At 67.9% G+C, this 22668-nt stretch carries 20 protein-coding genes; 14 read left to right on the top strand and 6 right to left on the bottom strand.

What is annotated here, in order from left to right:
* The first annotated feature begins 15 nt into the window (after positions 1 to 15).
* From ACV229_RS05495 to ACV229_RS05545, 11 genes are all read left to right on the top strand, one after another.
* Entirely contained in the window at positions 16 to 159 is a 144-nt protein-coding gene (locus ACV229_RS05495) for a hypothetical protein (protein ID WP_448082106.1), read from the top strand.
* A gap of 210 nt (positions 160 to 369) precedes the next feature.
* On the top strand, positions 370 to 1377 hold the full coding sequence (locus ACV229_RS05500; RefSeq protein ID WP_448082107.1) for an ABC transporter substrate-binding protein: 1008 nt from the start codon (positions 370 to 372) through the stop codon (positions 1375 to 1377).
* A gap of 107 nt (positions 1378 to 1484) precedes the next feature.
* The gene (locus ACV229_RS05505; protein WP_010090260.1) at positions 1485 to 2282 is read left to right on the top strand and encodes an ABC transporter ATP-binding protein; all 798 of its coding nucleotides are present in this window, start codon (positions 1485 to 1487) and stop codon (positions 2280 to 2282) included.
* Between the two features lie 30 nt (positions 2283 to 2312).
* The gene (locus ACV229_RS05510; RefSeq protein ID WP_448079597.1) at positions 2313 to 3170 is read left to right on the top strand and encodes an ABC transporter permease; all 858 of its coding nucleotides are present in this window, start codon (positions 2313 to 2315) and stop codon (positions 3168 to 3170) included.
* A gap of 97 nt (positions 3171 to 3267) precedes the next feature.
* The gene (locus ACV229_RS05515) at positions 3268 to 4635 is read left to right on the top strand and encodes a sensor histidine kinase (protein ID WP_448082108.1); all 1368 of its coding nucleotides are present in this window, start codon (positions 3268 to 3270) and stop codon (positions 4633 to 4635) included.
* Positions 4636 to 4647: 12 nt separating this feature from the next.
* Positions 4648 to 5325: a response regulator gene (locus tag ACV229_RS05520; RefSeq protein WP_448082109.1), complete on the top strand. Its 678-nt coding sequence runs from the start codon at positions 4648 to 4650 to the stop codon at positions 5323 to 5325.
* A gap of 367 nt (positions 5326 to 5692) precedes the next feature.
* Positions 5693 to 6820, top strand: a complete 1128-nt coding sequence (locus ACV229_RS05525; RefSeq protein ID WP_448082110.1) for a porin — start codon at positions 5693 to 5695, stop codon at positions 6818 to 6820.
* 330 nt (positions 6821 to 7150) lie between these two features.
* Positions 7151 to 9157 (top strand): site-specific DNA-methyltransferase, encoded by a 2007-nt coding sequence (locus tag ACV229_RS05530; protein WP_448082111.1) that lies wholly within the window; start codon positions 7151 to 7153, stop codon positions 9155 to 9157.
* On the top strand, positions 9157 to 12192 hold the full coding sequence (locus tag ACV229_RS05535) for a type III restriction-modification system endonuclease (RefSeq protein WP_448082112.1): 3036 nt from the start codon (positions 9157 to 9159) through the stop codon (positions 12190 to 12192). Before ACV229_RS05530 ends, ACV229_RS05535 begins: the two co-directional genes overlap by 1 nt.
* 301 nt (positions 12193 to 12493) lie before the next feature.
* Positions 12494 to 13657: a DUF4382 domain-containing protein gene (locus ACV229_RS05540; protein WP_448082113.1), complete on the top strand. Its 1164-nt coding sequence runs from the start codon at positions 12494 to 12496 to the stop codon at positions 13655 to 13657.
* Between the two features lie 60 nt (positions 13658 to 13717).
* A complete protein-coding gene (locus ACV229_RS05545; protein ID WP_448082317.1) occupies positions 13718 to 13906 on the top strand; it encodes a hypothetical protein in 189 nt (62 codons plus the stop codon).
* A gap of 75 nt (positions 13907 to 13981) precedes the next feature.
* Here ACV229_RS05545 and ACV229_RS05550 read toward each other — a convergent pair whose 3' ends face one another.
* Positions 13982 to 14359 carry a hypothetical protein gene (locus ACV229_RS05550; RefSeq protein ID WP_448082114.1) on the bottom strand — a complete coding sequence of 126 codons (378 nt, stop codon included), beginning with the start codon at positions 14357 to 14359 and terminating at the stop codon, positions 13982 to 13984.
* 273 nt (positions 14360 to 14632) lie between these two features.
* Here ACV229_RS05550 and ACV229_RS05555 point away from each other — a divergent pair, with 273 nt between their 5' ends.
* Entirely contained in the window at positions 14633 to 15832 is a 1200-nt protein-coding gene (locus ACV229_RS05555; protein ID WP_448082315.1) for an MFS transporter, read from the top strand.
* 171 nt (positions 15833 to 16003) lie between these two features.
* On the opposite strand, the gene ACV229_RS05560 is transcribed toward ACV229_RS05555, so the two are convergent.
* From ACV229_RS05560 to egtB, 4 genes are all read right to left on the bottom strand, one after another.
* Positions 16004 to 16258 (bottom strand): hypothetical protein, encoded by a 255-nt coding sequence (locus tag ACV229_RS05560; protein WP_448082115.1) that lies wholly within the window; start codon positions 16256 to 16258, stop codon positions 16004 to 16006.
* Between the two features lie 57 nt (positions 16259 to 16315).
* Positions 16316 to 16615, bottom strand: coding sequence for a hypothetical protein (locus ACV229_RS05565; RefSeq protein ID WP_448082116.1), 300 nt, complete (start codon positions 16613 to 16615; stop codon positions 16316 to 16318).
* Positions 16616 to 16909: 294 nt separating this feature from the next.
* Positions 16910 to 17914, bottom strand: coding sequence for an L-histidine N(alpha)-methyltransferase (gene egtD / locus ACV229_RS05570; RefSeq protein ID WP_448082117.1), 1005 nt, complete (start codon positions 17912 to 17914; stop codon positions 16910 to 16912).
* Entirely contained in the window at positions 17898 to 19142 is a 1245-nt protein-coding gene (gene egtB / locus ACV229_RS05575) for an ergothioneine biosynthesis protein EgtB (RefSeq protein WP_448082118.1), read from the bottom strand. Before egtB ends, egtD begins: the two co-directional genes overlap by 17 nt.
* 276 nt (positions 19143 to 19418) lie before the next feature.
* Between egtB and ACV229_RS05580 the strand changes: the two genes are divergently transcribed.
* Positions 19419 to 19889 carry a carboxymuconolactone decarboxylase family protein gene (locus tag ACV229_RS05580; RefSeq protein WP_448082119.1) on the top strand — a complete coding sequence of 157 codons (471 nt, stop codon included), beginning with the start codon at positions 19419 to 19421 and terminating at the stop codon, positions 19887 to 19889.
* Positions 19889 to 20755 (top strand): sigma-70 family RNA polymerase sigma factor, encoded by an 867-nt coding sequence (locus tag ACV229_RS05585; RefSeq protein ID WP_448082120.1) that lies wholly within the window; start codon positions 19889 to 19891, stop codon positions 20753 to 20755. The genes ACV229_RS05580 and ACV229_RS05585 overlap by 1 nt, the downstream gene beginning before the upstream one ends.
* A gap of 90 nt (positions 20756 to 20845) precedes the next feature.
* Here ACV229_RS05585 and glmS read toward each other — a convergent pair whose 3' ends face one another.
* Positions 20846 to 22663: a glutamine--fructose-6-phosphate transaminase (isomerizing) gene (glmS, locus tag ACV229_RS05590; RefSeq protein WP_448082121.1), complete on the bottom strand. Its 1818-nt coding sequence runs from the start codon at positions 22661 to 22663 to the stop codon at positions 20846 to 20848.
* Positions 22664 to 22668 lie beyond the last annotated feature (5 nt).

Below are 22668 nucleotides of genomic sequence, written 5' to 3' on the forward strand. Positions count from 1 at the left end.
CACCGGAAATGTTGATTGGATAAAAAGAAATTCGCCCGGCAACGCGAGCGACAGATTTCACGGCAATTCGACCGGGAATGGGTTATCTGCCGGATAAGCGATATATCGATGCAGCAAACCGCCTCCATTATTGGGCTTGTCATCGATAAATTGAAATAATCGGGCAATCGCGAAACCCTTTTCCTGTCCGGCATCGCCGCGTTCCCGTGCCGCGACACCCCGGGCCCGTCGCCCCGAGCGCGGTTTCTATGGAAAACCCCTAAAGGTTCGGACAACGCGCGAAAGGTTGCAGAAGGTTTCGCGTCTCTATACTCGTTTCAACGATGCAACACGCATCGCGCCACACCGATAACGAACGGAGACAACCCGATGCGACCCATCCTGCGCCACCTCGCCGTTGCAGCCAGCCTCACCTGCGTGTTCGCCGCGCACCCCGCGTTTGCCGCCGACGACGGCGGCAAGGTCACGATCATGGTCGGCGGGATCGCGAAGCTGATCTACCTGCCCGCGCGCCTGACCCAGGAACTCGGCTACTTCAAGGACGAAGGGCTCGACGTCGAGCTGCTGTCGCAGCCGGCCGGCGTCGACGCCGAGAACGAGCTGCTCGCGGGCGCCGTGCAGGGCGTCGTCGGCTTCTACGACCACACGATCGACTTGCAGAGCAAGGGCAAGGACGTGAAGGCGATCGCCGTGTTCGGCCAGGTGCCGGGCGAAGTCGAGATGGTGTCGACGAAGGCCGCGCCGACGTTCAAGTCGATGGCCGACGCGAAGGGCAAGACGCTCGGCGTGACGGGCCTCGGCTCGTCGACGAGCTTCCTCACCCAATACCTCGCACTGCAGCACGGCGTGCAGTCGACCCAGTTCACGATGCTGCCGGTCGGCGCCGACGCGAGCTTCATCGCCGCGATCAAGCAGGGTCGGATCGACGCCGGGATGACGACCGAGCCGACCGTGTCCGCGCTCGAGAAGATGGGCGACGCGAAGGTGCTGGTCGACATGCGCACCGTCGAAGGCACGCGCGCGGCGCTCGGCGGCACGTATCCGGCCGCGAGCCTGTACGTGCAGTCCGCGTGGGCCGATGCACACAAGGAGCAGGCGACCAAGCTCGCGCATGCGTTCGCGAAGACGATGCAGTTCATCCATACGCACAGCGCCGAGGACATCGCCGCGAAGATGCCGGCCGACTACCAGAAGGACAAGGCGATGTACGTGACCGCGCTGAAGGCGTCGCTGCCGATGTACACGTCCGACGCGAAGATGCCGGCCGACGGCCCGGCGACCGTGCTGAAGGTGCTGTCGGCGTTCAACCCGTCGGTGAAGGGCAAGCACATCGACCTGTCGCGTACCTACACCAACGAGTACGTGAGCGCGAAGTAAGTGCCGCGGCGGCGGACGATCCCGCCGCCCCGGTCCCCCGTTCCGGCCCGGCTGACCGGCCCCGGCGCCGCCCGCAAGGCGGCGCGCCATACGCAGGACAACATGCGATGAACCAGGCAGTTTCACCGAGCACACCGGCGATCGAGTTTCGCAACGTGTCGTGCCGCTTCATTTCGCCGGAAGGCAAGGCAACCGTCGCGCTGCGCGACTTCAGCATGAGCGTCGCGCGCGGCGAATTCATCGCGATCGTCGGGCCGACCGGCTGCGGCAAATCGACGACGCTGAACCTGATCACGGGGCTGCTGAAGCCCGCCTCGGGCGAGGTGCGCGTGATGGGCCGCCCGGTCGACGGGATCGACCCGCGCATCGGTTTCGTGTTCCAGGCGGACGCCGTGTTCCCGTGGCGCAACGTGATCGACAACGTCGCCGCAGGCCCGCTGTTTCGCGGCCGCTCGAAGGACGTCGCCTATGCGCAGGCCGAGGAATGGATCCGCAAGGTCGGTCTCGACAAGTTCACGAAGCACTACCCGCACCAGCTGTCGGGCGGGATGCGCAAGCGCGTCGCGCTCGCGCAGACCTTCATCAACCAGCCGGAAATCCTGCTGATGGACGAGCCGTTCTCCGCGCTCGACATGCAGACCCGCACGCTGATGCAGGACGAGCTGCTGCAGCTCTGGTCCGCGAACAAGGGTTCCGTCGTGTTCGTCACGCACGATCTCGAAGAGGCGATCGCGCTCGCGGACCGCGTGTTCGTGCTGACCGCGCGCCCGGCGACGCTGAAGCGCGTGTACCCGATCGACCTGCCGCGCCCGCGCGTCACGTCGGAGATTCGCTATCACCCGCACTTCATCGAGATTTCCAAGGACATCTGGCACGACCTGCGCGAAGAAGTGCAGATCGGCTGACGCAAGCAAGAACAAAGCAAGGACAGGAGCATGACTGACATGACGCTTCCCCCCACCGCCATTCCGACGACGACGCTCGAGGAAGAGTCGCGCGTCGCACAGGCCCGGCTGCGCCGCCGCCGGCAACTGATCATCGGCCTGCGGATCGCCGTGCTCGTCGTCGTGCTGGGCGGCTGGGAACTCGCCGCACGACTCAAGTGGATCGATCCGTTCTTTTTCTCGCAGCCGACGCTGATCTTTGCGCAGATCCAGGACTGGTTCGTCAACGGCACGTCGCAAGGGCCGCTGCTCACGCAGGTCTGGGTGACGCTCGAGGAAACCACGATCGGCTTCCTGATCGGCTCGGTCGCCGGCGTGCTCTGCGGCATCGTGCTCGGCCGCAACAAGCTGATGTCCGACGTGTTCGGCCTCTATATTCAGATCGCGAACTCAATCCCGCGCGTCGTGCTCGGCTCGATCTTCGTGATCGCGCTCGGCCTCGGGATGGCGTCGAAGATCGCGCTCGCCGTCGTGATGGTGTTCTTCGTCGTGTTCGGCAACGCGTTCCAGGGCGTGCGCGAAGCGGACCGCTACCTGATCGCGAACGCGCAGATCCTCGGCGCGTCGCGCCGGCAGATCACCACGTCGGTCGTGATTCCGTCCGCGCTCTCCTGGATTCTCGCGAGCCTGCACGTGAGCTTCGGCTTCGCGCTGGTCGGTGCGGTCGTCGGCGAATTCCTGGGTTCCAAGCAGGGCATCGGCCTGCTAATCTCCACGGCCCAGGGCGCGTTCAACGCGAGCGGCGTGTTCGCGGCGATGATCGTGCTGGCCGTGGTCGCGCTTGCCGCCGACTACCTGCTGACCTGGCTGGAGAAGCGGCTGCTGAAGTGGCGTCCGGCGCAGTTCTGAGCGCCGCACGCGCCGCACGATAAAGATGGACCCGACCGCGCCTGAGGCCCTCCCGGCCCCGGCGCGGTTCGGCATTGAGGAGAAGGAGCGAGAACGGATGACGCACAGCCTGCGTGGGCGGCTGCTCTGGTGGCTGCTGCTGCCGCTCGCGGTGTTCGTGCTGATCGCGGGCGCGATGTCATACGACACCGCGCGCCGCACCGCCGACCTCGTGCAGGACAGCGCGCTCGTCGCGTCCGCGCGCACGATCGGCGAGGATGTCGAGTGGCGCAACGGCTACCTGGCGGCCGACGTGCCGCCCGCCGCGCTGGAGATTTTCGAGTCGCCGTCGCGCGATTCGGTGTTCTACAAGGTGATCGACGGCCACGGCCGGCTGCTCGCGGGCAATCCCGAGCTCGAGGTGCCCGCGCAGCACGGCGCCGATCCGGCGCTGTACGACACCGCGCTCGACGGCATCGCGCTGCGCGCGGTCGCGTACGACCGCCAGCTGTACAACGAGGGCCAGGTCGAGACGGTGACGGTGGCCGTCGCGAAGACGACGCGCTCGCGCGGCGCGATGGTCGACACGATCTGGCGGCCGCAGCTCGCGCGGCTGTCGCTGATGCTGATGCTGGCGGTCGTGCTCGTGTATCTCGGCCTGACCTTCGAGCTGCGGCCGCTGATGAAGCTGAAGGACGACGTCGCCGACCGCGGCCCGATGGAGCTGGAGCCGATCCGCCCCGAGCGGCTGCAGCATGAACTGCGGCCGATCGTCGACGCGATCAACCAGTGCATCGCGCGGCTGAACACGCATACCGCGACGCAGCGGCGCTTCATCGCCGACGCCGCGCACCAGCTGCGCACGCCGATCGCGGTGCTCGACACGCAGATCCAGTACGCGCAGCAGCGCGAGCGCGACGATCCGGAGTTGATCGCGATGCTCGACAGCATGCAGCGCAGCAGCCGCAAGATGGCCGACGTGACCGACAAGCTGCTGTTGCTCGCGCATGCGGAGGCGACGCCGTCGACGCTGCTCACGCATCGCGTCGACCTCGCCGCGGTCGTATCGAGCGTGTTCGAGGAGACGATCGTGCTCGCGCAACGGCGCAATATCGACCTCGGCGCGGACCTGGGCGACCATCTCGACGTGACGGGCAGCGACAGCCTGCTGACCGCGCTCGTGATGAACCTCGTCGACAATGCGGTGCGCTACACGCAGCCGGGCGGCTGCGTGACGGTCGCCGCGCGCCGCGACGGCGACACGGTCGTGCTCGACGTGATCGACAACGGCCCCGGCATTCCGGCGGAGGCGCGCCCGCATGTGTTCAAGCGCTTCTACCGCGTGTCGAGCGATACTGAAGGATCGGGGCTCGGCCTCGCGATCGTGCGCGAGATCGCACAGGCGCACGGCGGGATGGCGTCGCTCGCGCCGGGGCCCGGCAACCGCGGGGTCGTCGTGACGGTGCGGCTGCCTGCGTATGTTTGAAGAGAAAGAGTCATGAAACTCCTGCTGGTCGAAGACAACGCCGAACTCTCGCACTGGATCGTGAACCTGCTGCGCGGCGAGGATTTCGCGGTCGACAGCGTCGGCGACGGCGAAGGCGCGGACGCGGTGCTGAAGACCGAGCGCTACGACGCGGTGCTGCTCGACATGCGACTGCCCGGCATCAGCGGCAAGGAAGTGCTCGCGCGCCTGCGGCGCCGCAACGACAACGTGCCGGTGCTGATGCTGACCGCGCACGGCTCGGTCGACGACAAGGTCGACTGCTTCGGCGCGGGCGCCGACGACTACGTCGTGAAGCCGTTCGAGTCGCGCGAGCTCGTCGCCAGGATCCGCGCGCTGATCCGCCGCCAGGCGGGCGTCGGCGCGACGCAGCTCGTGTGCGGCGATCTCGTCTACGCGTTCGGCACGCGCGAATTCCGCTGCAACGACGTGCCGCTCGTGCTGCGCCGCCGCGAACACGCGATCCTCGAGACGCTGATGCTGCAGCAGAACAAGACCGTGTCGAAGGCCCGGCTGATGGACAGCGTGTTCGCGCTCGACGACGAACCGAGCGCGGACGCGATCGACATCTACATCCACCGGCTGCGCAAGCATCTTGCCGGCAGCACGGCGGAGATCATCACGCTGCGCGGGCTCGGCTACATCCTGCGCGCGAAGACCGCGCAAGGCTGACGCCGCGCGCCTCCACGGCCTGCCGCGACAGCGGCAGCGCTTGCGCACGCCCGCGCATCGCGGGCCCACCCTGCCCGATCGCGGCTCGACCACTGTTGTATTTATGCACACGCCCGGCAATCGCTTGCGCGGCGCGACGATCCCGCTCTGCCCCGTCTAGCGGGCCTCTGCGTCCATCAGGACTCCGGTGCACTGCTGTCGTTCGGTGTTTTCACTGATCCGATCCGCAAGCCCGCGAAAGCGGCGCGAAGGGTTGTTCGACCTACGATGCTACGCGTCGGTCCTCTCGCTAAGGCCGGCAGGAGACGGCATACATTACGTACTGCCAACAACCGAATTTCAATGCGGCAGCTCGGAGGAGACGATCTTGAAACGAAAATACCTTGCCCTTTCCATCGCAGCGGGGCTGTGCGGCGTCACGCAGGCACACGCGCAATCGAGCGTGCAGCTCTATGGCCTGATCGACATGAGCTTCCCGACTTACCGGACGCACGCCGACGCGAACGGCAATCACGTGATCGGCATGGGCAACGAAGGCGAGCCGTGGTTCAGCGGCAGCCGCTGGGGCCTGAAGGGCGCCGAAGACATCGGCGGCGGCACGAAGATCATCTTCCGCCTCGAAAGCGAATACGTGGTCGCGAACGGCCAGATGGAAGACCCGGGCCAGATCTTCGACCGCGACTCGTGGGTCGGCGTCGAAGACCAGCGCTTCGGCAAGCTGACGGCCGGCTTCCAGAACACGATCGCGCGCGACGCGGCGGCGATCTACGGCGACGCGTACGGCACCGCGCAGCTGACGACCGAGGAAGGCGGCTTTACCAACTCGAACAACTTCAAGCAGATGATCTTCTACGCGGCCGGCCCGACCGGCACGCGCTACAACAACGGCATCGCGTGGAAGAAGCTGTTCAGCAACGGCATCTTCGCGAGCGCGGGCTACCAGTTCAGCAACTCGACGGCGTTCGCGACCGGCTCCGCGTACCAGGCCGCGCTCGGCTACAACGGCGGGCCGTTCAACGTGTCGGGCTTCTACAGCCACGTGAACAACGGCGGCTTCAGGAACCAGACGTTCTCGGTCGGCGGCAACTACACGTTCAGCATCGTGCGCCTGAATGCCGGCTACTTCCGCTACAACGGCGACCAGGGCCCGCTCGGCCAGCGTCACGACGATTCGTGGACCGTGTCGATGAAGATCGCGCCGAAGGGTCCGCTCGACTACGAGCTCGGCTATCAGCAGATGCGCATCAAGAACGCCGCGTACAACTCGGACGGCTTCACGCCGAACGCGAACCTCGGCGCGTTCAGCCTGACGAACGGCGTCGGCAGCGGCTTCAAGGAAACGCTCTACGGGTCGGTGTTCTATCACCTGAGCAAGCGCACCGAACTCTACTTCGCTGGCGACTACATGAAGCTGCATGGCGGCTACAAGGTGTCGTCGACGTTTGGCGCGAAGAACCAGCTCGAGCTGACGACCGGCATCCGGACCCGCTTCTGACCCCATGCGGGCGCCGCGCGCGCCCGCATGACTGGCACCGTTTTTCAATTCTCCATGCAGGGCACGGTGGCGCTTCGCGCCGACCGTGCCCCTTTTTTTGTGCCGTCTTTTCGCCTTTTTTCCCCCTTTTCCGCCAGGCGCGCCGCGCGCTGCGACAACCGGCCCGCCCCCGCGCACCGTCCGTCCGGCGGGCGATCCGGCCGATGCGCCGGTTTCCGGTGCACGCCGGCGCTTGACCTCGGCCGACCGACTCGCTAGCGTTTCGGGTTCGCCCGCCGCGGCGCCCGACCTCCGGGCGCGGCGCGGCCGGGCCCAGGATGGAAAAGGACGATGCAGAAACTCGATGCGGCGAGCCCGCAGGCGATGTCGACGGATTTCACCGCCGACAACGTCGCGCGCCTGAAGGCGCTGTTCCCCGAACTCGTGACCGAGGGCCCTGACGGCGCGTCGGTCGACGTCGACGCGCTGAAGGCGCTGGTCGGCGATCGCACGGTCGGCGACGCCGACGAACGATACGGCTTCCACTGGCACGGCAAGTGCCGTGCGCGGCAGGCCGCGCTCACGCCGTCGACCGGCACGCTGCGGCCCTGCCCGGCCGACAGCGTCGCGTGGGACGACACCCGCCACCTCGTGATCGAGGGCGACAACCTCGACGTGATGAAGCTGCTGCACAAGAGCTACGCGGGCAAGGTGAAGCTGGTCTACATCGACCCGCCGTACAACACCGGCAGCGATTTCGTCTATCCGGACGACTTCAGCGACAGCCTGCGCCATTACCTCGCGGTCACGGGCCAGACGGACGGCGGCGTGAAGCGCAGCACCAACACCGAGGCGAACGGCCGGTTCCACACCGACTGGCTGAACATGATGTACCCGCGCCTGAAGCTCGCGCACGCGCTGCTGTCCGACGCCGGCGTGATCGCCGTGCACATCGACGAGCACGAAGTGCATGCGCTCGTGCTGATGCTGCGCGAGATCTTCGGCGAGGAGAACGAGCTCGGCGTCGCCGTGTGGGACAAGCGCAATCCGAAGGGCGACGCGCGCGGCGTCGCGTACCAGCACGAATCGCTCGTGCTGTTCGCGCGCAACGCGGAGGCGCTGCACGAAGCGACGCCGCTGAAGCGCCCGAAGCGCAACGCGCAGCGGATGCTCGACGCCGCGTACGACGCGATGCGCCGCAGCGGCACGCCCGCCGACGCCGCGCAGACGTACCGCGCGTGGGTCAAGGCGCAGACCAACCTGTCCGGCGGCGAAGTGATGTACGACCGGCTGTCGGAGAGCGGGCGCGTGTACCGCCTCGTGTCGATGGCATGGCCGAACAAGAAGAAGGCGCCGGACGAATACTTCGTGCCGCTCGTCCACCCGGTCACCGGCAAGCCGTGCGCGATGCCCGAGCGCGGCTGGCGCAATCCGCCCGCGACGATGCAGGCGCTGCTCGAGCGCGGGCTGATCGAGTTCGGCGCGGACGAAACCACGCAGCCGCAGCGGATCTACTACCTCGACGAGAACATGTACGAGAACGTGCCGTCGGTGCTGCCGTTCGCCGGCTCCGACGACGCACTGCTGAAGGCGCTCGGCGTGCCGTTCGAGCAGCCGAAGCCGGTCGATTTCGCGGCGGCGGTGATCGGCTGGTGCACGCGCGGCGACGACATCGTCGTCGACTGCTTCGCGGGCTCCGGCTCGACCGGCCACGCGGTGATGCAGCTGAACGCGACCGACGGCGGCGCGCGCCGCTATGTGCTCGTGCAGCTCCCCGAGCCGCTCGACAAGCATGACAAGACGCAGCAGGCAGCGGCCGAGTTCTGCGCGAAGCTGAAGAAGCCCGCGACGCTCGCCGAGGTGACGAAGGAGCGCCTGCGCCGCGCCGCGCAGCAGGTCGCGCGCGACTATCCGGAAAGCTATGGCGACCTGGGTTTTCGCGTGTACCGGCTCGACACGACCAACGTGATCGAGTGGGACCCGCGCCGCAACGACTTCGACCACGCGCTGTTCGCATCGGTCGAGCACGTGAAGACGGGCCGCACCGACGACGACCTGCTCGCCGAGCTGACGCTGAAGCTCGGCCTCGACCTGTGCACGCCGGTCACGCATCACGCGATCGCCGGCAAGACGGTGCACCTGATCGGCCAGACGATCGTCGCATGCTTCGCCGCGCGCGTGTCGCGCGACGACGCCGAGCCGCTCGCCGACGGGATCGTCGCGCTGCTCGACGCGCACGGCGCGACGCGCGACGTCACGTGCCTGTTCCGCGACAGCGGCTTCGTCGACGACGTCGCGAAGCTCAATCTCGCCGCGCTGCTCGAGCAGCACGGCGTGAAGCGCGTACGGAGCCTGTGATGCGGCTGCATTTCGAAGCGGACCTCGACTACCAGCGCGACGCGATCGACGCCGTCTGCGACCTGTTCCGCGGCCAGGAAGCGTGCCAGGGCGACTTCAGCGTGCTCGCGAACGCGGCGCCCGGCACGTCGGCGAGCGCACAGGCGGCGCTCGGCTTCGCGCTGTCGGAACGCGGCGTCGGCAACCACCTGTCGATCACCGACGACGCGCTCGCGCGCAACCTCGCGGACGTGCAGCTGCGCGGCGGGCTGCCGCCGTCCGGCGATCCGGCGTCGCGCGACTTCACGGTCGAGATGGAGACCGGCACCGGCAAGACCTACGTGTACCTGCGCACGATCTTCGAGCTGAACCGCCGCTACGGCTTCACGAAGTTCGTGATCGTCGTGCCGTCGGTCGCGATCAAGGAAGGCGTGCACAAGACGCTCCTGATCACCGAGGATCACTTCCGCGGGCTGTATGCGGGCGTGCCGTACGACTACTTCCTGTACGACTCGGCGAAGCTCGGCCAGGTGCGCCACTTCGCGGCGAGCGCGGCGATCCAGATCATGGTGATGACGGTCGCCGCGATCAACAAGAAGGACATCAACAACCTCTACAAGGACAGCGAGAAGACGGGCGGCGAGAAGCCGATCGACCTGATCCGCGCGACGCGGCCGATCGTGATCGTCGACGAGCCGCAAAGCGTCGACGGCGGCCTCGAAGGGCGCGGCCGCGAGGCGCTCGCCGCGATGGACCCGCTGTGCACGCTGCGCTACTCGGCGACGCACGTCGACCGGCACCACATGGTGTACCGGCTCGACGCGGTCGATGCGTACGAGCGCAAGCTCGTCAAGCAGATCGAGATCGCGTCGGCGATCGTCGAGGATGCGCACAACAAGCCGTACCTGCGGCTCGTCGGCGTGTCGAACCGGCGCGGCGCGATCGCCGCGCGCGTCGAGCTCGACGTCGCGATGGCGACCGGCGTGAAGCGGCAGATCGTGTCCGTGACCGACGGCGACGATCTCGAGCGCGTGACGAAGCGCGAGCTATACGCGGGGCTGCGGATCGGCGAAGTGCATGCGGTAAAAGGCGCCGAATACATCGAGCTGCGCAACGCCGAAGGCGAGTCGTTCCTGTCGCTCGGCGAAGCGTACGGCGACATCGACACGCTCGCCGTGCAGCGCGAGATGATCCGCCGCACGATCCGCGAGCATCTGGACAAGGAGCTGCGGCTGTCCGAGCGCGGCGTGAAGGTGCTGTCGCTGTTCTTCGTCGATTCGGTCGAACGCTATCGGAAGTACGACGCGAACGGCGCGCCCGTGAAGGGCGACTACGCGCGGATCTTCGAAGAGGAATATGCGCGCGCGGCGCGCGTGCCCGCGTACCGTGCGCTGTTCGACGGCGTCGACATCGCGCGCGAAGTGGAAGCCGCGCACAACGGCTACTTCTCGATCGACCGCAAGGGCGGCTGGACCGACACGAGCGAGAGCAGCGCCGCGAGCCGCGAGAACGCGGAGCGCGCGTACGGGCTCATCATGCGCGAGAAGGAAGCGCTGCTGTCGTTCGACACGCCGCTGAAGTTCATCTTCTCGCACTCGGCGCTGAAGGAAGGCTGGGACAACCCGAACGTGTTCCAGATCTGCACGCTGCGCGACATCCAGACCGAACGCGAGCGCCGCCAGACGCTCGGCCGCGGACTGCGACTCGCCGTCGACCAGGACGGCGAACGGGTGCGCGATCCGGGCGTCAACACGCTCACCGTGATCGCGACCGAACGCTACGAGAGCTTCGCGGAGAACCTGCAGAAGGAAATCGAGGCCGACACGGGCATCCGCTTCGGGATCGTCGGCGAACACCAGTTCGCGGCGCTTGCCGTGCAGGAAGGCGACGGGCCCGCGCATGCGCTCGGCATCGAGCTGTCGCGCGTGCTGTGGACGCATCTGCACGAGTGCGGCTACATCGACGCGCAAGGCAAGGTGCTCGACCGGCTGAAGGATGCGCTGCGGCAGAGCGCGCTCGTGCTGCCGGGCGCGTTCGAGACGCTGCGCACCGCGATCGTCGCGACGCTGCGCAAGCTGTCGGGCCGCTTCGCGGTGCGCAACGCGGACGAACGCTGCGAGATCGCGCTGCGTCGCGACGCGTCGGGCAAGGCGGTCGTGCTCGGCAACGACTTCCGCGCGCTGTGGGACCGCATCAAGCACCGCACCGTGTACCGCGTGCAGTTCGACAACGCGAAGCTCGTGCAGGACTGCGCGGCCGCGTTGCGCGACGCGCCGGACGTCGCGCGTGCGCGGCTGCAGTGGCGCAAGGCCGAGATCGACATCGGCCAGTCGGGCGTCGAGGCGATCGAGGTCGCGGGCGCCGGCACGGTGCTGATCGACGAAGGCGAGCTGCTGCTGCCCGACCTGCTCACCGAGCTGCAGGACCGGACGCAGCTCACGCGCCGCTCGCTCGCGACGATCCTCGCGGACAGCGGCCGGCTCGACGACTTCCGCGTCAACCCGCAGCAGTTCATTGCGCTCGCGGCCGATGCGATCAACCGCTGCAAGCGGTACGCGCTCGTCGACGGCATCTCGTACCGCACGCTCGGCGACCGCCACGTGCACGCGCTCGAATCGTTCGAGAGCGAGGCGCTGACGGGCTACCTGCGCAACCTGCGGCTGGACGCGCGCAAGGCGATCCACGACGCGGTGGTCTGCGAGACGGACGCCGAACGCGCATTCGCCGACGCGCTCGAGGCGCACGACGACGTGACGCTGTATGCGAAGCTGCCCGCGTGGTTCAAGGTGGCGACGCCGCTCGGCAGCTATCACCCGGACTGGGCGGTGCTGGCCGGGCAGGACGGCGACGCGCGGCTGTACTTCGTCGTCGATACGCCGGGCGATGCCGACGACGGCCCGCTGCGCGAGCACACGCGCGCGAAGCTCGCGTGCGGCGAAGCGCATTTCCGGGCGCTTGCGGATGGTGGCAATGGCGGCGACGGCGTGCGGTATGTGCGTGCGCGCGGCGTCGATGCGCTGTTCGGGCGGGCGGCGCAGGCGGTCGACGCGGGCTGACGCACGTCGGACGCGGCGCGGGCCGATGCTCGCGCCGTGCTCCGTGCCCAGTCTCCGGGCCGGCGGCTGCGTCCGTCGGCCCCGCCATCGCGGCCGTCGTGACGCATCGCAACAACGTTGCGCCCCCCCTTACTTCGTCGCTTTTCCGACACGTGCCGCTCACGTCGTCGGATGTCTGAAAGCTTGCGGCCGCAAGCTGTTTGACCGGGCGGTTACGCCTCGTTGCAAATTTGAAGGGATGCAACGATTGGCCGGCACTATGCTCCGGGCACCCACACAAATAAGCGAAGGAGGGGTCTCCATGAAAACCCTGTTCAAGGCACTCGCGTGCGCGTCCGTCGTGTCACTTGCGCTCGTCGGCTGCGGCGGTGGAGATGGCGGCGGCAGCAGCGGCGCGCAGACCGGCACGCTGCACGTCGCGCTGACCGATGCGCCGTCGTGCGGCTTCGATCACGTCTTTGTCACCGTGTCGCAGGTGCGCGTCAACGCGAACGCGAACGCCGGCGACAACGACGCCGGCTGGTCGACGATCATGCTGCCGGTGCCGCAGAAGATCGACCTGCTGACGCTGACCAACGGCGCGCTCGCCGACCTCGGCCAGACCGCGCTGCCGGCCGGCCAATACCAGCAGGTGCGCCTCGTGCTCGCGCAAAACCAGGGCAACGCGCTCGCGAACTCGGTCGTACCGACGGGCGGCACCGAGCAGGCGCTCGCGACGCCCAGCGCGGCGCAAAGCGGGATCAAGATCATCAGCCCGTTCACGGTGCAGCCGAACACGCTCGTCGACCTCGTGCTCGACTTCAACGCGTGCAAGTCGGTCGTGCAGCACGGCAACGGCGCTTACGCACTGAAGCCTGTCGTGACCGCGACGCCGACCGTCGTCAGCGGCGCGATCTCCGGCTACGTTGCGCTGGCCGAAGCCGGCGCGACCGTGTACGCGGAACAGGGCGGCCAGGTGGTGCGCGGCACGGTGGCCGACAGCAGCGGCAAGTTCGTGCTGTCGCCGCTGATCCAGAGCTCGACGCAGGGCAACTACGACGTCGTGATCGTGCAGAACAACGTCGCGTCGGGTGTCGTCCGCTCGGTGCCGGTGGTCGTGAACACGACCACGGCCGTGTCGACGTCGAACGTGCCGATCGCGCTGCCCGCGTCGACGATGAGCACGGTCACCGGCACGGTCACGCCGAGCGCGAACGCGCTGGTGCGCGCACTGCAGCCGATCGGTGCGAACGCCTACGAGATCACGTCCGTGAACGCGAACCTGGACACCGGCATCTACGCGCTGTCGGTGCCGACGGCCGCGCCGATCGCCGGCACGTTTACGGGTTCGCTGCCGGTCGCGCTGGCTGCGGTGCCGGTCTCCGCAGGCCAATACACGATCGAGGCGGACGCCGCGTCGGGCGCGACGCAAGCGACGAACGTCAATGCGACGACGAGCCAGACGAACGTCAATTTCACGTTCTGACCAACGCGAGTCGCGTGTTGACGGCTTGACCCGTGAGGGTCGCGTGCGGCCCACACCTTTGTGAACGAAAAGAACGGAGAAAACGAAGTGAAAAAAGGGGTTATCGCGCTGCTGGCCGCAGCCGGATTGATGAGCGTGCTGAGCGGTTGTGCGGTCTACGTGCCGGGCGCACCGGTCGTGGTCGCGCCGCAAGGCGGCCCGGGCAACGGTTTCTGCCCGCCGGGACAGGCAAAGAAAGGCAACTGCTGAGCGTTTCGCGCAGCCATGACAAAGGGCGCCCTCGGGCGCCCTTTTCCTTGGTGCGTGTCGACTGCGTATCGGCGCTTACAGCGTGCGTTCGAGCCCGTGGTGCTTCGCGTGGTGCGTCGTATGCGCGGTATGCGTGGTGTGGGCGGTATGGCCGTGCACGTGACCGCGGCCCGGTTGCTCGCCCGCGCGATCGGAGATCGTGTCGGAGCGGTCCGCTGCGCGCGACAGCCCCTTGTCGCGATCGCCGGACTTGAAGCCGTTCGAGTTCGACATCGCTTCGCCGCTCATGTGGCCAGCGGACATGCCGCCGGCCCCGCCCATGCCGCCCATGCCGCCCGCGCCATGGCCACCGCCGTTACCGCCACCGTTACCGCCTGCCGCCGCGTGTGCCGAGACCGCGCCGAGCGCGAGGAGTGCCGCTGCGAGCGCGGACAGGAAGCGTCGTTGTTTCATCTGTTGCTCCTTGGAGCGCATTGAGGTGATTGCATTGTATGAATGTGCCGAATCGCCGCCATCGCACGTTGTAAATATTCGTAACCGGGCGTTTCGCATCCATTGATCAGACCAATTCGTGCGGTATTCGCGCGCCCGCCGGCCACCGTACCGTGACACCGGCAGTTGAAACGCATCGCGCCCGGCGCGACACTCGCGCTGTATCCCGGCATCGACCCTGCGCCGGCGATGGCCGCGTCCGTCACGCGTGCCGCGCGGCGCTCCGGAGGCCCGATGGAGCCGCATACCGCCGTCTCGTCCCGTCCCGCGATTCCGCCCACCGTGTGGGCGCTGGGTTTCGTCAGCCTGCTGATGGACCTGTCGTCGGAACTCGTGCACGCGCTGCTGCCGATCTACCTCGTCTCGACGATGGGGATGAGCGTCGCCGCCCTCGGCGTGCTCGAAGGCGCGGCCGAATCGACCGCGCTGATCGTCCGGATCTTCTCCGGCGCGATCAGCGACTGGCTCGGCCGCCGCAAGGTGCTGCTGCTCGCCGGCTACGGGCTCGCCGCGCTCACCAAGCCGCTGTTCCCGCTCGCGCAAGGCCCCGGCCTCGTGATCGTCGCGCGGCTCGTCGACCGTGTCGGCAAGGGCATCCGCGGCGCGCCGCGCGACGCGCTCGTCGCCGACATCGCCCCGGCCGAGATACGCGGTGCATGCTTCGGGCTGCGCCAGTCGATGGATACCGCCGGCGCGATCGGCGGCCCGCTGCTCGCGATCGCGCTGATGTTCGCGTTCGCGGATCACATCCGCGCGGTGCTGTGGTTCGCGGTGTTGCCGGCGCTCGCGACGGTTGCCGTGCTGCTGTTCGGCGTGCGCGAACCGGAGACGGCGCACGCAGGCCGCCCGTTCCGCGCACCGTTCGACCGCCGCGCGCTGCGTGCGTTTTCCGGCGGCTACTGGTTCGTCGTCGCGGTCGGCGCGGTGTTCACGCTTGCGCGCTTCAGCGGCGCGTTCCTCGTGCTGCGCGCGCAGCAGACCGGGATGGACGTCGCGTGGATTCCGTCGGTGATGGTCGTGATGAGCATCACGTACACGTTGTCCGCGTGGCCGGTCGGGATCGCGTCGGACCGGCTCGATCGCCGCGCGCTGCTCGCGATCGGCATGGTGCTGCTGATCGCCGCCGACCTGCTGCTCGGCGCGCACGCCGACGTCGCGACGGTGCTCACAGGTGTCGCCATCTGGGGGCTGCACATGGGGTTCACGCAGGGGATACTCGCGGCGATGGTCGCCGAGACCGCGCCGGCCGAATGGCGCGGCACCGCGTACGGGCTGTTCAATCTCGCGAGCGGGGTCGCGATGCTGCTGGCGAGCGCGATTGCCGGATGGATCTGGCAGCGCTACGGCGCGCCTGCGATGTTCTTCACGGGTGGGGCGATCGTGATCGTGCCGTTGGTGATGTGTGCGTTCGCGCCGGGACGCGTGCCGCGCTGATCGATTGCACGGACGAATGCGGACAGACGGCCGGCGCCGCACCGGGTGATGCGATCCAAGCGGCTGCCGATGACGTGAAACGGGTTGGGAAAGTTCGGCGACGCGGGGGCGCCGCCGGTGGTGTGGTGTGGCGGCAGGCACGGCCCGCGGCCGTGCGCCCGCTCGCGCGTTTTACTGCGCTGGTTGAACGCCCTGCTCGGCCGCCTTGCGTTGCGCGGCGACTTCCTCGGCGTGCTTCTTCGCCATGTGGTGGCCGACGATGCAGCCGCCGACCGCGCCCACCACCGCGTGGTGGCCCGCGTAGTGGCCGGCGACGCCGCCCACGACCGCGCCCTTCATGCAACCCGCTGCGTGCGCGCTGCCGATCGTTGCAAGCGCGACGCCGGTGGCGAGCGCCCATTTCCTCAAGTGTCGAATGGTGGTCATGCGATCACCCTCCTCGTTGTCGTCGTTGTGAGCCGGCATGCGCGCCGGTTATCGGGTTCAGTCCCAGCGGCCGCGATCGTGCCAGTCGCGACCACGCCACTCATGCTCGCGCCATTCATGACGGCGCCACTCGTGCTCGCGCCATTCACGCTCACGCCAGTCGTCGTAGCGATAGCCGACCGGCGCGTACGTGACGGGCGGCGCATAAGTAACGGGCGGCGCGACATAGACGGGCGCCGGCGCCGCATACACGCCCGGCACGCCGATGCCGACCGCGACGTCGACGTGGGCCGATGCGGCGCCCGACGCCGCGAGCACTGCAATACCGAGAACTGCACCGAGAAGTTTCTTGTTCATCTCCAGACTCCCTGCACATGATGTGCGTCCAGTGAATACGGTTCGGAGTGTAGGCGGGCGCACCTGACACAGGTGCAACGGGTCTGCGAGACTGGTAACGGGTGTTTACGGATGCCGCAAAGCCCTGCGGGACAAGGGAAAGCGGGGAAAGCGGGCGTCAGGAAAGTGTTGCGAGGAGGTTGCATGCACGCATGAAGCGGCTGCGCGACACGTGTCGCGCCGAAGGTCACACGCGAATGTCACACCGGCAATCACACGCAGCCCCGTGCGCCGCCCTGCCCTGGGCGGCACGCATCACGCGCGAATGTCGCCCGGGCTGCGCAGCCAGTGCACGCTGAACAGCTGCGCGTCGTCGGTCCACACGGTGTCGGGCACGAAGCCCGCGCGTCGCGCGATCGCATGGAAACCTTCGACGGTGAACTTGTACGAGTTCTCGGTATGGATGCGCTCGCCGGCCTCGAAGCGGAACGTCCGGCCGCCTACGCGAACGGTCTGCGCACGCACGCTGACGAGATGCATTTCGATCCGCTGAAGCTGCGGATCGTAGAACGCGCAATGCGTGAAGCCGTCGAGATCGAAGTCCGCGCCGAGCTCGGCGTTCGCACGCGCGAGCAGGTTCAGGTTGAATTGCGCGGTCACGCCTTGTGCATCGTTGTATGCGCAATGCAACATGTCCACGTTCTTCACGAGGTCCGCGCCGACCAGCAGTCCGCCGCCCCGCAGCAGCCGCGCGGCGTCGCGCAGGAATGCATCGGCTTCGTCCGGCGAGAAGTTGCCGATCGTCGAGCCGGGAAAGAAACCGATGCGCCGCCGTGGCGACGCCGCCAGCACGGCGAGCTCGTCGGCCTTCGTGTAGTCGGCGGCGAGCGGCGCGACGTCGAGCCACGGATACGCGGCACGCAGCCGCGCGGCCGCGTCGTGCAGGTAGTCGGCCGAGATGTCGACCGGCACGTAGCGCGCGGGCGCCTGCTCGGCCGCGAACGCGTCGAGCAGGACGCGGATCTTCTCGAGCGAGCCTGCGCCGAATTCGACGATGTCTGCGTGCGGTCCGACGCGCCGTACGATGTCGGCCGCGTGCGTGCGCAGGATCCCGAGCTCGGTGCGCGTCGGGTAGTACTCCGGCAGCGCGCAGATCCGGTCGAACAGCGCGGAACCGGCCGCATCGTAGAAATACTTCGGCGGGATGCTGCGCGGGCGGCGCGACAGCCCGTCGATCAGGTCGCGCTCGAACGCGCTCGGCTGCGGATCGCGTGCTGCCTGCAGGCCACCGTGCGCGGCCAGGTCAGAGGTCTCTCGCAAGTCGCACTCCCGTGAATTGCCAGCGCGCGGCCGGCGGAAAGAAATTGCGGTACGTCGGCCGCGCGTGCCCGGGCGGCGTCGCGATGCTGCTGCCGCGCAGGACCTGCTGGCCGACCATGAACTTGCCGTTGTATTCGGCCGCGACACCCGCGAGCGGCCGGAAGCCCGGATACGGCTCGTATGACGAGCGCGTCCATTGCCACGCGTGGCCCGACATCTGCCGGATCCCGTCCGCGCCGTACGCGGCCTCCCATTCGAATTCGGTGGGCAGCCGCACACCCGCCCATTCCGCATACGCGGCTGCTTCGTAGAAGCTCACGTGGCGCACCGGCGCATCGGGTGCGAGCGGTTCCGCGCCGTGCAGGCCGAACACGCGATGCGGCCCGTCATGCGACTCGTTCGACTCGCGTGGCGCCGCCGGTTCGCCGGCGTCGATCCAGTACGCAGGCGCGCGCCAGCCGTCGCGCTGCACCGTGGCCCAGCCGTCCGACAGCCAGAATTCCGGGCGCGCATAGCCGCCGTCGGCGATGAACGCGGTGAACTCCGCGTTGGTCACCAGACGATCCGCGATCTCGTACGGCCGCAACAGCGCCGTGTGCCGCGGCCGCTCGTTGTCGAACGAGAAGCCGTTGCCGTCGTGGCCGATCTCGACGAGCCCGCCCGGCTGGCGCAGCCAGCGCAGCCCGCCCGCCGCATGGGTGCCGGCCTCGCCCTCGCCCCGGCCATCACGCGGCTGAAATGCCGGCAGCAGCGGATTGCACGAGAACGCATGCAGCATGTCGGTGACGATCAGCTCCTGATGCTGCTGCTCGTGATGCAGCCCGAGCTCGAGCTCCGGCGCGATCGTGTCGAGCAGCGACGCATCGGCTTGCGCGAGCGCGCGCAGCATCGCGTCGTCGACGTAATGCCGGTATGCGCGCACCTCGTCGAGCGACGGACGCGTCAGCAGCCCGCGCTGCGGCCGCGGATGGCGCGGGCCGAGCGATTCGTAATAGGAGTTGAAGAGGAACTGGAAGGCGTCGTCGAACGGCGTGTAGCCTGCGGCGCGGCGCATCAGCACGACCGTCTCGAAGAACCACGTCGTATGCGCGAGATGCCACTTGACCGGACTCGCGTCGGGCATCGACTGCACGGCCTGGTCTTCGGCGGACAGCGTCGCCGTCAGCTCGACGCTCTGCGCGCGAACGTCCCGATAGCGGCGTTGAAGCTGGGATGCAAGGAGGCTCATCGATTTACCGTCCACGTCGCGACTAGCTGCGTTGCCGGAAACGAAAGCCCGCGCTCGATGCGCGCGACTGACGTGCGAACTTCGATGCTGCGACGGGCGTGCGGCGCTTCGTCTGCCCGTGCAGAGGAGTATGGACCAGAAATGTGAACGTCGTGAGGGACGATCCGATTGAAACGGCAGTGAAATAAAAATGAAAGAAAAATATTTTGCGTGCATGTCACACGCGCGGGGGGCTCGCTCGTCATGTCATCGGAACCCACACAAGGAGATGGAACCATGACTGCCAGACTCGACCCGTTTGCCGCCGCCCCGTCGCTGATGAAGAGCTGGATGGGCACGTCGATGGCCGCCGCCGCGAGCCTCGAACCGACACTGATCGAGCTCGTCAAGATCCGCGCGTCGCAGATCAACGCGTGTGCCAATTGCCTTAACATGCATACGGCCGAAGCGCGCGCGAACGGCGAGACCGAGCAACGCCTCTACCTGCTGTCCGCATGGCGCGAAGCGCCCTGCTACACCGACCGAGAACGCGCGGCGCTCGGCTGGACCGACGCGCTCACGCGGCTGTCCGAAGAGCATCCGGACGCCGCCGCCTACGCCGCGCTGAACGACCACTTTACGCAGGAGGAACAGGTGAAGCTCACGCTGATGATTAACGTGATCAATGGCTGGAACCGTCTCGCGGTCGGTTTCGGGCTGTGGGTCGAACCGGCTGTCGCGAAGGCGATGGCGGACAAGGCGGCCTGATGACGGGCGCCGAACCTGCCGGAGCAGCGGACGCAGCGGCGAGCTTCGACCCGCTGCGCCGCAAGCTGATCCGCGTCGCGTACCGGATGCTCGGTTCGGTCGCGGACGCCGAGGACATGGTGCAGGAAGCATTCATCCGCTGGATGGACGTCGAGCGCGCCGAGGTGCGCGTGCCCGAGGCGTTCCTGCGCCGCATGGTGATGCGGATGTGCCTCGATCAGCTGAAGTCCGCCCGGCACCAGCGCGAGACCTATATCGGCCCGTGGCTGCCCGATCCTGTCGTCGAGGAGGAAGAGGAAGACGACGTCACGCTGCCGCTGATGCTCGCGCTCGAACGCCTGTCGCCGCTCGAGCGCGCGGCATTCCTGCTGCACGACGTGTTCGGCCTCGAATTTGACGAAGTCGCCGCGACGATCCAGCGCGAGCCGGCCGCGTGCCGCCAGCTCGCCGCGCGGGCGCGCACGCATGTGCGCGACGCGCGGCCGCGGTTTCATGTCGAGAAGCAGCGCGGGATCGAGATTGCCGAGGCGTTCTTCGCGGCGTCGCGATCCGGCGACATGCGCGCGCTCGGCGCGATGCTCGCCGAGGACGTGAGCCTGCATGCGGACGGCGGCGGCAAGCGCCCGGCCGCGAACCGGCCGATCTTCGGCTTCGACGGCGTGATGAGGGTGCACGAAACGCTGGCCGAACGCTTCAGGCAGAACGGCTCGACGCTCGTGCGCGCGGGGTTCGTCAACGGGCTGCCGGGCTTCGTCACGCTGGAGGCCGACGGCGAGCTGCAGACGACCGCGCTCGACATCGAGGACGGCAAGATCGCGGCGATCTACGTCGTCCGCAATCCGGACAAGCTGCGGCATCTGCATTGAGCGCGCGATGCGCGACGGGCGACAGACGACGCGCGCACCCGGCCGGCCCGCATCCCCGCAAATGCCGACCGGGTGGCGCCCCGCCCTCCCTTACTCGACCGTCACCGATTTCGCGAGATTCCTCGGCTTGTCGATATCCGCGCCGCGGATGCACGCCGCGTGATACGCGAGCAGCTGCAACGGCACGACGTGCAGGATCGGCGACAGCAGCCCGTAATAATCCGGCATCCTCAATACCGAAATGCCGTCGCCGTTGTCGATCCGCGTATCGGCGTCGGCGAACACGTACAGTTGCCCGCCGCGCGCCCTCACCTCCTGCATGTTCGATTTCAGCTTCTCGAGCAGCGTGTCGTTCGGCGCGATCGTCGCGACCGGCATCGTGTGCGTGACGAGCGCGAGCGGCCCGTGCTTCAGCTCGCCCGCCGGATACGCTTCCGCGTGGATGTACGAGATCTCCTTCAGCTTCAGCGCCCCTTCGAGCGCGATCGGATAATGCAGCCCGCGGCCGAGGAACAGCGCGTTCTCGTGGCGCGCGAACTCGGCCGCCCAGCGCTCGACCTGCGGCTCCAGCGCGAGCACGTCGGCGAGCGCGTCCGGCAGCCGCCGCAGCTGCGTCGTGTAGCGCGCGAGCTGCGCATCGTCGACGAAGCCGCGCAGCCGCCCGAGCGTGACCGCGAGGATGAACAGCGCGACGAGCTGCGTCGTGAACGCCTTCGTCGACGCGACGCCGATCTCCGGGCCCGCGCGCGTGAGGAATCGCAGGCCCGACTGCCGCACCATCGCGCTCGTCGGCACGTTGCAGATCGCGAGCGTGTCCGGATGGCCGAGCGATTGCGCGTACTTGAGCGCCGCGAGCGTATCGGCCGTCTCGCCGGACTGCGACACGACGACGACCAGCGTGTTCGGCATCGCGAGCGCGTCGCTGTAGCGGTATTCGCTCGCGATCTCCACTTGCGCGGGCATCCGCGCGATCGTCTCCAGCCAGCGGCGCGCGGTGAGCCCCGAGTAATGGCTCGTGCCGCACGCGAGGATCAGCACGTTGTCGATCTGGTCGAACACATGCCGCGCGTCAGGCCCGAACACCTCGGGATCGAACAGCCCCGCGTCGGGAATCGTCGCCGCGACCGCGTGCGGCTGCTCGAAGATTTCCTTCTGCATGAAATGGCGATACGGGCCGAGCTCGACCACGCCGTCGCCCGCCGCGACCGTCTGCACCGGCCGCGCGACCTCGTGGCCGCTGCGATCGAAGATCCGCGCGCGGCCGGCCGTCAGCTCGACGATGTCGCCTTCCTCGAGAAAGATGAAGCGGTCGGTGATGCCCGCAAGCGCGAGTGCATCCGACGCGACGAAGCACTCGCCGTCCTTCAGCCCGACGACGAGCGGCGAGCCGACCCGCGCGCCGACGAGCCGCTGCGGCTCGGACTTGCTGAACACCGCGATCGCATACGCGCCGTGCAACTGCGCGGTCGCGTCGCGCACGGCCGCGAGCAGGTCGCCCTGGTACTTGCTGTGGATCAGGTGCGCGACGACTTCGGTATCGGTCTGCCCGTCGAATTCGTAGTGCTGGTCATACAGTTGCGTGCGCAACGTTTCGTGATTCTCGATGATGCCGTTGTGCACGAGCGCGATCTCGTCGCGCGAGAAGATCGGGTGCGCGTTGCAGGTCGCGGGCGCGCCGTGCGTCGCCCAGCGCGTATGCGCGATGCCCGTGCTGCCGGAGAGCCCGGCGCTCGCGACGTGCGCTTCGAGATCCGCGACGCGCGACACGCTGCGTTCACGCCGCGCCGCGCCGTCAACGACGGTCGCGACGCCGCACGAGTCGTAGCCGCGATATTCGAGGCGGCGTAAGCCTTCGATCAGGATCGGAACGATGTTCCGTTGCGCGACCGCGCCGACGATCCCACACATGACGC

This window comes from Burkholderia sp. MR1-5-21 (assembly GCF_053427715.1).